This is a genomic window from Anaerocolumna xylanovorans DSM 12503 (assembly GCF_900143645.1).
Lineage (GTDB): Bacteria > Bacillota > Clostridia > Lachnospirales > Lachnospiraceae > Anaerocolumna > Anaerocolumna xylanovorans.
Map to the genome: position 1 here is coordinate 1,077,476 of NZ_FRFD01000003.1, position 13,374 is coordinate 1,090,849.

Here is a 13,374-nt window from a genome sequence, read left to right on the forward strand (position 1 = left end):
AAGATTGGAGATAAGACTTATATGGCTTTTAATGAATTTTTCATGTGGGGCGGAGCAACTTCTGCATGTCAGTGTGAAGGGGCGTATAATATTGACGGAAAAGGGTTGAGTGCTATTGATATGTTACCCCTTTGTAATAAAGGACAGTTAAGAACACCAACTTCGGAAATTTTGGAGGATTCTTTTTATCCAAGTCACCAGGCTATTGATTTTTATCATTATTTTAAAGAGGATATCAAATTATTTGCTGAGATGGGATTTCAATGTTATAGAATGTCGATTTCATGGCCCCGCATTTTCCAAACCGGAGATAATGAAATTCCGAATGAAGCAGGGTTGGAATTTTACGATAAAATCTTCGATGAGTTAGCAAAGTATAAGATTGAACCTATTGTAACGATTTCGCATTTTGATGATCCTTATGAGGCAGAAAAAAAATATGGAGATTGGAATCATCGGGAATGGATAAATATGTACTATAAATACGCCACGACTATTCTGGATAGATATCATGACAAAGTAAAGTACTGGATGACATTTAATGAAATTAATACTTTGATGTATTATCCGTTGTTCCATGGAATGGAAAAAAATCATGATTCCATGCAGATAGTGTATCAAATGGCACATAATAAATTTCTCGCAAGTGCTATGACAGTAAAGTATGCTCATGAACATTATCCGGAATTGAAAGTTGGTATGATGCTTGCATCTACAACAATTTATCCGTATAGCTGTAATCCAAACGATGTTATGAAGAGTATGGAGAGAGAAGAGGAAACCTTTTTTTTCAGTGATGTTCAAGTAAGAGGTTATTATTCATCCGGAGCATTGAAAAAGATGGAATCTTATCAGGTAAAAATTGATATCCATAAGGATGATGAAAAGATACTGAAGGAAGGTACCGTTGATTTTATAGGATTTTCCTACTATTCAACTAGTGTTGCGGTTTCAGAAGATGAAAAAATAGAAGTTTCGGGGAACTTTATGAAGGGACAGAAGAATCCATATCTACAGGTAAGTGAATGGGAATGGCAGATTGATCCGACAGGGCTGAGATATACATTAAATCAGTTATACAATCGTTATCAAATTCCGCTTATGATAGTTGAAAATGGACTTGGTGCGGAAGATACTATTGAAAAGGATGGAACCATACAAGATGACTATCGAATTCATTATCTACGGGAACATATAAAGGAAATGGAAATGGCGGTATCAGTTGATGGAGTTGAGTTACTTGCCTATACGCCTTGGGGATGTATTGATCTTGTTAGCGCCAGTACCGGCGAAATGAAAAAAAGGTACGGATTTATCTATGTTGATCTGGATGATGTCGGCCAAGGTACCTTCAACAGATACAGGAAAAAATCATTTTACTGGTATAAAAAAGTAATAGAAAGCAATGGTAAAGAGTTATAGACAGGGAGGAATAGTATGGATTTTAAATTTAACATAAATGATCCGGTTAAACCATTTCACAAACACTGGCAGTTTTGTATCGGAAGTGATCATGCAGCACAAGCCTTAAGAGCAGATTATTTAAAGCAACTGAAATTTATACATGATGAACTGGGAATACAATATGTACGTTTTCATGGAATTCTCAATGATGATATGCATACTTTAGATAACTTCAATTTAATATTGGCGGGGCTGCCAAAGGGAGAAAAAATTGTCGAACGGAATTTTTATCTTTGCGGTGTAGCGTATGACAATATATTATCAATCGGCATGAAACCCTTTGTTGAATTAAGTTTTATGCCGCAATCTTTAGCAAAGAATCGTACGGAAAATAAAGGCTTTTATGGAAGTAATTTTAATAATCCCCGAAATCTGCAGGAATGGGCGGATTATATAAAAGATTTTGTAAAATATTTAATCCATAGATATGGAAATGAAGAAGCAGAATCCTGGTATTTTGAAGTATGGAATGAACCGGATTTAGAAGGTGCCTTTTACTTAGGCAGTAAGGAAGAGTATTTCGAGCTATATGAAGTAACCGCAACTGCAATAAAGGAGATAAATCCGATGTTAAAAGTTGGCGGGCCGGCAACCAGTGGAAGCAGATGGGTAAATGACTTTATTGCATTTTGCAATAACAGTAAACTACCTTTAGATTTTGTATCAACGCACCAATATGCGGGAGATCCGCTGACAGGGGTTGAAGATTCAGAAAATTCGAATATAGTGAAAAATATAAATAAAGAAGAAAAAGTTGATAAAGCAGAAAAACTGGTAAAGCAGATGGAACAATTGAATTCTGCATTACCGGAAAATGTAACTTGTCTTGAAGTACTGAAAATAATGTTTGGTGACCCTTCTGAAACGAAGGATCTTACATCAGATAGATTTAAGAGAAATGCACAGACTGTGAAACTACAGGCATCTGAGTATCCGATTTTTTACACGGAGTGGAATATGCTGGCAACATTTTCTGCGTATTCGAATGACACAAGAAAAGCGGCAGCCTATGACATGAAGGCGGCATTGGATGTAGAAGATTATGTAACTGGTACAAGTGTCTGGTGTTTCAGTGATATTTTTGAAGAAATGCATCAGTTCAAAGAGGAATTTCACGGTGGATTTGGTTTACAGACCATTCATGGTATTCCAAAACCAACTTATTATGCCTTTAAACTACTTTCAGAAGTAGGTAACGAAAGATATATATTAGAAACGGATATAACAGACCAGGAGATTGGTGTTGCAGCTTTTAAGACAGAAAGAGAAGTGGATATTCTATTGTTCAGACAAAATATGAAACAAATAGATTTACCGAAAGAACCGGTAAATTTAGTACTTGAGCTGCAGAGTATACCCAGTTGTGTGAAGCTTCAACGGATTGATGAAGATCATTGCAATCCACTGAAGATATGGGAAAGCAACGGTTCAAAGCCTGATCTTACAGCAAAAGAAGTAGAAGAAATAAAGAAACTTAGTTGTCTCATAGAAGAAGATTTGGATTATAAGTATGAAGACGGTAAATTAACCTGCAATGTTGAAATGGCAGTAAACGATATTTACCATATTAAAATTAAACAAGACTAAAATTATAGATTGGGTTTTTATAAAAATACGAAAGGAGTAGCAGATACGGATGAAAAGTTTTGAATATGTAATAAAAGAAGAAGTTGGAATACATGCGAGACCAGCAGGTTTGCTTGTGAAAGAAGCAAGAAAGTATGCAAGCAAAATTATTTTGCATAAAGACGGTCAAGAGGCTGATGCAACAAAATTATTAACGGTTATGGGGATGGGGGTTAAATGCGGAGAAAAAGTAAAAATAGAAATTTCTGGAGAAGATGAAGAAAAGACATATGTGGATATGTTAAGATTCTTTGAAAGTAATCTTTAAATGTGCACAGAGGGTGCTCATTCTAGCCTTCTTCCTCCATTATTTGAGATGCCGCCAAAGCGGCATCATGGAGATAAGGTGCACAAAAGTAGCGCAGAAAAGGGGATGTTTATGAAGAAATATACTGGAAAATCTGCTTTTCAAGGAATTGCAATCGGTAAGATAAGGGAACTGAACAAGAGAGAAGCAGTAGTTCGAAGAACACATATAGATGATGTTAATGAAGAAATTGAGCGATTTGTAAATGCAAAAGCAACTGCGGTTGAGCAATTACAAATCTTGTATGATAAAGCAGTGAAAGAGGTTGGTACAGCGCAGGCTGCAATTTTTGAAATTCATCAAATGATGTTAGAGGATGAAGATTATCTGGACTCTATCTTTAATATTATTACAAAACAGATGGTAAATGCAGAGTACGCAGTTGCAGCGACAGAAGATCATTTCACGCAAATACTTTCATCCATGGATGATGAATATATGCAGGAGCGTGCAGCGGATATAAAGGATATTTCCAAAAGACTTATAAATATATTATCACAGGCAGAAATAGAGCAGGATGGATTTGATGAGTCGTGCATTCTGGTAGCGGATGATTTAGCCCCAAGTGAAACAATACAACTGGATAAAGAAAAGGTAATCGCTTTTGTTACAAGAGAAGGTAGTGTCAATTCTCATACAGCTATATTGGCTCGTACTATGAATATTCCTGCCGTTGTAAATGTGTGCATTCCACAAAATGTAGATGGAGAAACAGGAATTGTTGATGGAAAAATTGGAGCTATATTTGTTTCACCTGAGAAAGAAATATTATATCAATATCAAGAAGAGAAGATTAAACTAGAAAGACATAAAAAGTTATTGCAGGAATTGAAGGGAAAAGAAACCGTAACCACATCGGGGAAAAAAATTAAGCTGTATGCAAATATCGGAAGCGTTGAAGATGTTGGAAGTGTTCTTCAAAATGATGCAGAAGGCGTGGGCCTTTTTCGCAGTGAATTCTTATATCTCCAGGAAAATCATTATCCAACGGAAGAAGAACAATTTAATTCATACCGAACTGTAGCAGAAATGATGGGAAGAAAAAAAGTTATTATTCGAACATTAGATATAGGTGCTGATAAGCAAATAGATTATTTTAATTTAAAAAAAGAGGAAAATCCGGCGCTGGGTTTCCGCGCAATCCGTATTTGCCTGACAAGAGAAGATATTTTTAAGACACAGCTTCGAGCAATTTATAGAGCCAGTGCATTTGGTAATATTTCAATTATGATTCCTATGATAACCTCAAAATGGGAAGTAGATAAAGTTAAGGAGATCATTTGTGGGGTAAAAAATGAATTAAGTTCAGATGGTATACCATTTGGAATCGTTGAATTTGGAATTATGATTGAAACTCCCGCTGCTGTTATGATTTCAGAGGTATTAGCAGAACAGGTTGATTTTTTTAGTATTGGAACAAATGATCTCACACAGTATACACTAGCCATCGACAGACAGAATCCTTCCTTAGATAGATTCTATGATTCACATCATCCTGCAATTTTAAGAATGCTGCAAATGACAATTGAGAATGGGCATAAAGGTGGTGCATGGGTTGGTATCTGTGGTGAACTTGGTGCAGACGTTGAGGTAACCGAGCAGCTTATTAAAATGGGAATTGATGAAATTTCTGTATCACCATCTATGGTATTCCCGTTAAGGGAAAAAATCAGAAGCTTATAAATATATTATGATCTCCGCCTCAAAAGGTCAGACTTTCACACTGGGACGGCAATTTACACAAAGCATAAAGACTCATGCACTGGTTCCAAGGCGCATTCGTTCTTTCTGCTTTGTGTAAATTGCCTGTAAACATATAGTTTTTGTAAGATGCGGTTTTTAATTTTCATATAAATCTACTTCTTTTCTCACAAATTTCACACATTTTCACATTATGGTTAAATAATCCAAATTCTATTAGATTAGCATTTATAAAAAATTAAGCAGGAGGTATTAATAGTGAAAAAAAGTAATTTTTCAAAAACTTTGTGTGTAGTCATATGTATCTTAATTGCATTACTTCAGGTTACAGATATTCAGGCTGCTCCTAAGGAAAAGCTAAATAAGACAACCGCAACTTTAGAAGTAGGTAAAACCGTTACACTTAAGGTTTTAAATACTAAAAAAAGTATTAGCTGGTCCAGTAAAAATGAAAAAATCGCAACGGTATCCGGTAAAGGTAAGGTAAAAGGGATAAAGGCAGGAACAACTACAGTATCAGCCAAATTCGGTAAGAAAACCTTATCCTGTAAAATTACAGTAAAGAAATCAAACGAACAAAGTTCAAATAACACAAGTAGTAATTCTGAACAGACAGAAGGAGTTGTAAAAACAACAGCAGGTCTTGTACAGGGAACAGATAATGATGGTATTTATACATATCTCGGGGTTCCTTATGCAGAAGCAACAGAGCGATTTGTCCCTGCAGGTAAAGTTAAACCTTGGAATGGAATTCGTATGGCAAACACTTATGGCCCAATGTCACCGCAGGGTGCCATTCTCGGAATGCCGGTAAATAATGATGAGACCGGAACAGATAATAATTGTCAAAATCTTAATATTTGGACTCCCGGAACAGGCGATGGACAGAAACGCCCGGTTATGGTATGGCTGCATGGCGGTGGATTCTCTACAGGAACAGCCAATAATACTATGAATGATGGAAAGAATCTAAGCCAAAGCGGTGATGTTGTGGTGGTATCTGTGAATCATCGTTTGAATGTATTTGGGCATCTGGATCTGTCTGCTTATGGTGAGAAATATAAATATTCCGGAAACGTTGGACTTACCGACATTGTTGCGGCATTAAAATGGATTCAGGATAATATTGAAGCGTTTGGTGGTGATCCGGGTAATGTTACTGTCTTCGGGCAGTCCGGTGGTGGTGCGAAAGTGCTTTCCCTGATGACCAGCCCATATGCAAAGGGACTTTTCCAAAAAGGAATCGTAGAAAGCGGAGCAACAGAAACCATGGGTGTTACGTTCTCCACAAAGGAAGAAAGCAAAACATTAACAGGACATATATTGGAGAATCTTGGTATTACAGCTGATAACATTGAAAAACTCCAAAAGGTTTCTACCAGTGATCTGCAGGCAGCTTCTACCAAAGCATTGCAGGATACTGCCAATACCTATAAAATTCCTGCAGCTTTTACCGATGATTATGCCATGGAATGGGGACCGGTTATTGATGGAGATTATATGCCTACCAATCCGGTAACAAAAGACGGCTTTGCCGATGCCGGAAAGGATATCCCTCTTCTTATAGGAAGCAATTTGAATGAGTGGACAACTTTTGTTCCAACCTCAGCTCACACGAATATGACAGAGGAAGAAAGAAACGCATTTGCACAGGCTTATCCTAATGAGGATGCATCCGGAGCAGAAAATGTAGATACCTTTATCCGCTTGCCGATGCTAAAGATTATGTCACATAAGACAGATCAAGGCGGAGCACCTGTTTATGCCTATGTATTTACGTGGCAAGGTGCTATGGGAGGCTCTTCTCATGGTGCAGAAATTCCATTTGTGTTTGATAATGTAAGTGGTGATGCCGATACACTGAAACTGGCTAAAACAGTCAGTCAGGCATGGATTAATTTTGCACGAAATGGCATTCCGGGAGCGGATGGACTTCCTGATTGGAAGCCGTATACAAGGGAACAAGGAGCAACTATGCTGCTGGATACCCAATCCGAACTGGTATATAACCATGATGCAGAGCTGATGCACCTTTTAGAACCTGATTATATATATTAGTGCTAAAAAAAATCTGTCCTCCAAGAAACTTGGTACGGACAGACTGAAGGAAAACTTTAAAGCAGGCAGATTGAACGCCTGCTTTTTTATTTTCTCACATTTTCAACTTTCCCTTTTTCAGAATCGAAAAGTCGTTATATAGATTATAATCTATTAGTACATTTAATAAAAATTTTCTTAAAGTGGGAAATCAAAAAAACTGCAAGCGTAAAATATGTATAATTGGAAAAGGAAATCAGGGTACTGCATTGTATATTATGCTGTTTTTTACGAATAAAATTTGGCTAAAATGTCTCTTGACGATAAAGCAATCATTTTGTATGATATTAAACAAGGATTGTTACTCTCAAGAGGCATTACCGCTACAGTTGTTATGGCTGAGGTTGTGCGTATCTTGGGATTTTTTTTGTTGGATGGGGGGAAATCTTAGAAATGATTGTCTTGAAGAAAATCAATAACAATGTTGCCATTTGCGAAGATAGCAATCATAAAGAGCTGATTGCCTTTGGTAAAGGGATTGGATTTCCACCAACGCCCTACGAGTTGACGGATTTAAGCAAAATTGATCGAACCTTTTATGATGTCAGCAACCAGTACATATCTCTTTTGAATGATATTCCTTATGAGATTATTCAGTTTACTGCACGTCAGATACTAGAAATTCAAGATGAATTGCCCTATGATACAAATTCTAATCTAATGTTGACTCTGTCAGACCATATCGCTTTCGCAATTGAGAGAGTCAAAAAAGGGATATATATAAGAATGCCATCGATTTATGAGCTGGAAATGAATTATCCCATAGAAGTGAACATTGGAAGAAAATTTATATCTGAAATCTTACAGGAATTCAAGATTAAACTTCCAAAAAGTGAAGCCCAGGGTATTGCCATGCATTTCATCAATGCCCAGAATTACTCGCTGAGAGAAGAACCCGCCTATGTCAAGCAGCTCGAGCAGCATTACGAAGAAATACTGCAGCAGACCGTATGCATTATCGAACAGGAAATGGGCATTCAAGTACGGCAGGATACGTTTAATTATATTCGTTTTGCTACTCATATCCAATATCTTTTAAAACGTATTTACGAACAGAAGTATATTGACAGCAATAATTTGCAAATGTATAAGACCCTTCAATTTGAGTTTCAGGAGATATCGGACTGCGTAGATAAAATTTGCGATTATTATAAAAACACCTGGTCGTTAAAGGTACCCGATGAAGAAAAACTTTATTTGATTATACACATCAATCGTGTGTGCAGCAAAAACGTTCAATAAGAAAAATATAACCGGATTGTAACCCCGTAACGTTAGGGGGCATGACCTTTCAGTGTGTGCAGTGCTATTACTGTATCCATGAAAGGTCTTTTTTTGTGTTCATGGAGGACGGTCGCTCAAATGTCCGCGGCGTTTGAAGGATGCTGCTCTTTGGAATAAATAAAAATACAAGGTAATTACTAGAGGAGGATTTTTATGGATTATTCAATAACCGCTAAAGAAATTTTAGAAAAAGTTGGCGGCGAAACAAACATTGTCAGTGCCAGCCATTGTATGACCCGCTTGCGTCTGATTCTGAAGGATGAGAGTATTGTCCACGACGAAGAGGTTAAGGCTATTAAGGGGGTTGCCGGTGTGATGAAGAAAGCTGGACAGTACCAGATCGTCATCGGTAATGATGTGGCAAATTGTTTTAAGGTGTTTATTAAGTTGGGAAACTTTGATAATCAGCCCGGTAGTGCACCTGCTCCTAAGAAAGGCGGAAACCCTGTTTCTGTTGTACTGGATGCTATTTCCGGCTCCATGTCCCCGGTTATTCCTGCTATTATCGGCGCCGGTATGATTAAGGTTCTGATTATTATTCTCGGATGGTTCATCAATTCCGATAACCAGACTATGCAGCTTCTTAATGTAATTGGTGACAGCGCCTTTTATTTCCTGCCGATCCTGGTTGGCTATTCTGCGGGAAGGAAGTTTGGTGCAAATCCTGTTCTGGTCGCTACTGTTATAGCCGTGTTAATTCACCCTAATTTTACAGCCCTCGTGGCAAGTGGATTGCCTACCGTTCACTTTCTGGGAATTCCCGTCACTGTGGCGAGCTACTCATCAACCGTTATTCCAGCTATTTTGACGGCGTGGGTGATGTCTTACATTGAACGGGGAGTGGAAAAGATTACTCCTGCTTTCACAAAGAACTTCCTCAAGCCTATGCTGATTATAATTATTTCAGCTCCTGTTGCGTTCCTCCTCTTGGGACCGTTGGGAACAATCATCGGCAATGGTCTTGCAGCAGTTCTGGTAGCAATTCAGTCCCATGCCAGTATTGCAGCCTACGTTATTATGGCAGCGGCTATGCCGTTCATTGTCATGACAGGTATGCACTGGGCTTTCGTTCCTTTGGTAATAGCCGCACTGGGAACCCCTGCTGGTGAAACCTTGATGCTCCCGGCTATGCTCATCAGCAACCTGGCACAGGGTGCTGCATGTCTTGCTGTTGCAATCAAGTCCAAGAACGGTAATTTAAAGCAGCTTGCAGCTTCCTCCAGTGTATCCGCTTTGTTTGCCGGTGTCACTGAACCCGGCCTTTATGGTGTGACTATGCCCCTGAAAAAACCCTTGATAGCACTATGCATCTCTAGCGGTATCACAGGCCTTTTCGCAGGAATTATGAAGGTATCCGCAAGTTCCTTCGCCTCTCCTTCTTTACTCTCCCTGCCTATCTTTGTCAGCACTCAGAAGGCTAACAACTTCATTATGACAATTGTTACGGCTGTGATTGCAATTGTGCTGACCTTTGTCATGACCTGGATAATGGGCTTTAAGGATACAACCTCTACTGAGAAATAAATTTTATCAGATGAACAGTATAAATGAAATGCTATATGAAAGGATGCATAGTATGAAAAAATTGTTAAAGCAACTCATGGCTGTGGTACTTGTATTTTCAATGATTATTTCTATGGGAACCATATCCAAAAATGCAAGTGCAGCAGCAAAGATGGAATTAAGTTCATCAAAAGTTACAGTGAAAGTTGGAGAAACTAAGGAAGTGACATTGAAGAATTCCCCAAAAGGAACAAAGGTTTCTAATGAAAAGCAAGCCGTGATGCCTGCTGTCGTTACATTGGACCGTGGTTCCATTATGGGCTACAATGACAACGGTATCTATGCCTTTAAGGGTGTCTCTTATGGTACTTATGACCGTTTCAAGTATGCCACTGCTACGAAAGCTTATGGTACTGCTGAGCGGCCTAGTTTCGCACTGACGAATGGTTCGGTTTCACCTCAGAGCAATACCCAGACCAAATATTCTAACTGGGCAGCAGCGGCAGCTTTCATGACACCTTCTGAATCTGATATGTTCAGTACCGAGAGTGAGTGCCTCAACTTGAATGTATGGACCAGCTCTCTGAACAAGAAAGCCAAAAAACCGGTTCTGGTATTTATGCACGGTGGCGGCTTGCAGAACGGCGGAGCTTTGGAATTAAAGACTTATGATGGTAAGTACTTTGCTGATTACACTAATTGCGTATTCGTATCCGTGAATGCCCGCCTGAATTATGTAGGCTATTTAGATCTTACTGCTATCGGTGGTGACGCCAACCTTGGTGTTGCTGATATGACCCTGTCTTTGAAATGGGTTAAAGATAATATTTCAAAATTTGGCGGTGACCCTAGCAACGTTACTATTATGGGTCAGTCCGGTGGTGGAACAAAGGTAAGTGCTCTGGCCTCTGCTCCCGCTGCGCAGGGATTGTTCAGCAAGGTTGTTAACGCCAGCGGTGGCAGCGCCAGTGGTGTAACACCTGAAACTGCGGCTAAAACTGCCAACACCTTAGCTGACTATGTCAGAAGTAATATAAAGGATATGAAAAATGCTACCGACAAGCAGGTATTTCAGTATCTGCAGAATGCCGACTATGATGAACTTGTTGATATTTGCACAGTTGCCAAAGTAAGCTATGGTTTGACTACAGGATCTCCATATTTCCAGTCGAATTTCTATGACGAAGATGGAAGCCTTAACGATATTGCTTCCCAATACACCTATATGATTGGTTCTGTATGGGCAGAAATGGGTGGTCATAATTCTGCTGATGCGGTGCTGGGCGACTGGGGTCAGGGTGGCGCCAAGCCAAATGATGCCAAAGGTAACATCTCCATGGAACAACGTGAAAAAATTATGAAAACTCAGTTGGGTGACAACTACGATAAGGCATCGAAACTCTTTAAAAAAGCCTATCCAGGTCATGACATTTATGATTTGCGTTCGCTTGTATCCTTTGCCGGCATGAATATGACGGCTAGTGCTGCTAAATCCGCTCCTGCAGTGTATGAATATCTTGTTGCCTACGAGATGCCTTATTTTGGCGGTATGACGATGACTCACACCGGCGATCTGGGATTCTGGTTCCATTCTATCGATTCGGTAGCTTACCAGATTGAAGGAGATGAAGTGAACGCCCATAAGTTGGCCGATACCATGGCTTCTGCTCTGGCAGCATTTTGCGCTACAGGGAATCCGTCCACTCCTAAACTGACCTGGAAGCCTTATACTACGGATGCTCCACGCACCATGGTGTTCGATGACAAAAGTGTCTGCAAAGATAGCACCTACGACGACGCACTCCAGAAAATACTTCAATAACTAAATGAACTATCTGCATTACCGGCCATTTCTGGCCGGTAATGCAGATAAATCCAAGTCACGTTTTAGTGACAAGGGTTTTCTATTATAAAGTCGAAAGGAGCAATAAAATATGGATATGCGATTTCCAGAAGGTTTTCTCTGGGGCGGAGCAGTAGCGGCAAACCAATGTGAGGGTGCCTACGACGAGGACGGTAAGGGACTGAGCATTCAAGATGTACTGCCGCATGGACTGAAAGGACCTGTAACGGATGCTCCAACCCCTGATAATATGAAATTGGTTGGAATTGACTTCTATCATCGCTATAAAGAGGATATAAAGCTGTTTTCCCAGATGGGGTTCAAAGTATTTCGTACTTCCATCGCATGGAGCCGTATCTTCCCCAACGGTGATGAAGAGATTCCCAATGAAAAAGGGCTGCAATTTTATGATGACCTTTTTGACGAGTGCCTTAAGTATGGCATGGAACCTTTGATAACTATATCACACTATGAAACGCCTCTGCAACTGGCCAGAAACTATAACGGCTGGGCAGACCGAAGTATGATTGGGTTTTATGAAAAGTATGTCAGAACGCTATTTTCCCGCTATGGTGGAAAGGTAAAGTACTGGCTGACCTTTAACGAGATTAACTCCGTACTCCATTCCCCTTTTATGAGCGGCGGCATTTGCATCCCCAAAGATGAATTGAGCGAACAGGAACTGTATCAGGCTGTGCACCACGAATTGGTAGCCAGTGCATTGGCTGCCAAACTTGCTCACGAGATGATGCCTCAAGCTAAGGTGGGGTGCATGATTCTCAGTATGCCAGTCTATCCCTTAACACCGGCACCGGATGATGTGATTGCCACCTTAAAAATCGAGCATCAGAACGACTTCTTTGGAGATGTCCATGTTCGGGGAAGATACCCCGGCTATATGCTTCGCTATTTCAAAGAAAAGGGTATCACAATCCAAATGAAACCAGAGGACGAGGAAATTCTGCAAAATACAGTAGACTTCATCTCCTTCAGTTATTATATGAGCGTCTGTGGCAGCGCAGATCCCAACCAAAAGGCAGGACTTGGTAACATTATTGGCGGTGTACCTAATCCCTATTTGCATGCTTCAGAGTGGGGATGGCAGATTGATCCAAAAGGGTTGCGCTACGTGCTTAACCGCTTTTATGACCGCTATCAGAAGCCGCTGTTCATTGTTGAGAATGGATTGGGAGCTGTAGATGAACTTGTTGATGATGGGAATGGCTCGTTCACTGTATGGGATGATTATCGTATTCAATACCTGCGGGATCATCTGATTCAGGTTCGAGAAGCTATTGAAGATGGCATTCCGGTCATGGGCTATACAGCTTGGGGCTGCATAGATCTAGTCAGTGCCTCCTCGGCGGAACTCAAAAAACGGTACGGATTTATCTATGTGGATCGAAAAGACGATGGTTCCGGAACTTTGAACCGCTATAACAAGAAGTCTTTCGGATGGTATCGGGATGTCATTCAAACAAACGGAAAAAGTCTGACTTCCACAACGGATGCCTGAAAAAGGTTACATTTGCAGAAAGGAAATAAATAT

At 39.8% G+C, this 13,374-nt stretch carries 9 protein-coding genes; all 9 read left to right on the forward strand.

Annotated features, from left to right (window positions below):
- Nucleotides 1–21: 21 nt before the first annotated feature.
- Nucleotides 22–1,422 (forward strand): glycoside hydrolase family 1 protein, encoded by a 1,401-nt coding sequence (locus BUF11_RS04530; RefSeq protein WP_073587558.1) that lies wholly within the window; start codon nt 22–24, stop codon nt 1,420–1,422.
- A 15-nt stretch (nt 1,423–1,437) separates the two neighbouring features.
- Complete coding sequence (locus BUF11_RS04535; protein ID WP_073587559.1) at nt 1,438–3,051, forward strand: GH39 family glycosyl hydrolase; 1,614 nt, start codon at nt 1,438–1,440, stop codon at nt 3,049–3,051.
- A gap of 49 nt (nt 3,052–3,100) precedes the next feature.
- Nucleotides 3,101–3,358 (forward strand): HPr family phosphocarrier protein, encoded by a 258-nt coding sequence (locus BUF11_RS04540; RefSeq protein WP_073587560.1) that lies wholly within the window; start codon nt 3,101–3,103, stop codon nt 3,356–3,358.
- A gap of 111 nt (nt 3,359–3,469) precedes the next feature.
- Nucleotides 3,470–5,080: a phosphoenolpyruvate--protein phosphotransferase gene (ptsP, locus tag BUF11_RS04545; RefSeq protein WP_073587561.1), complete on the forward strand. Its 1,611-nt coding sequence runs from the start codon at nt 3,470–3,472 to the stop codon at nt 5,078–5,080.
- A 276-nt stretch (nt 5,081–5,356) separates the two neighbouring features.
- Entirely contained in the window at nt 5,357–7,156 is a 1,800-nt protein-coding gene (locus BUF11_RS04555; protein ID WP_084558444.1) for a carboxylesterase family protein, read from the forward strand.
- 432 nt (nt 7,157–7,588) lie between these two features.
- Nucleotides 7,589–8,437 (forward strand): PRD domain-containing protein, encoded by an 849-nt coding sequence (locus BUF11_RS04560; protein ID WP_073587562.1) that lies wholly within the window; start codon nt 7,589–7,591, stop codon nt 8,435–8,437.
- Between the two features lie 195 nt (nt 8,438–8,632).
- The gene (locus BUF11_RS04565) at nt 8,633–10,003 is read left to right on the forward strand and encodes a PTS transporter subunit EIIC (RefSeq protein ID WP_073587563.1); all 1,371 of its coding nucleotides are present in this window, start codon (nt 8,633–8,635) and stop codon (nt 10,001–10,003) included.
- A 52-nt stretch (nt 10,004–10,055) separates the two neighbouring features.
- Nucleotides 10,056–11,804: a carboxylesterase family protein gene (locus BUF11_RS04570; RefSeq protein ID WP_073587564.1), complete on the forward strand. Its 1,749-nt coding sequence runs from the start codon at nt 10,056–10,058 to the stop codon at nt 11,802–11,804.
- A 118-nt stretch (nt 11,805–11,922) separates the two neighbouring features.
- Entirely contained in the window at nt 11,923–13,341 is a 1,419-nt protein-coding gene (locus BUF11_RS04575) for a glycoside hydrolase family 1 protein (RefSeq protein ID WP_175561988.1), read from the forward strand.
- Nucleotides 13,342–13,374 lie beyond the last annotated feature (33 nt).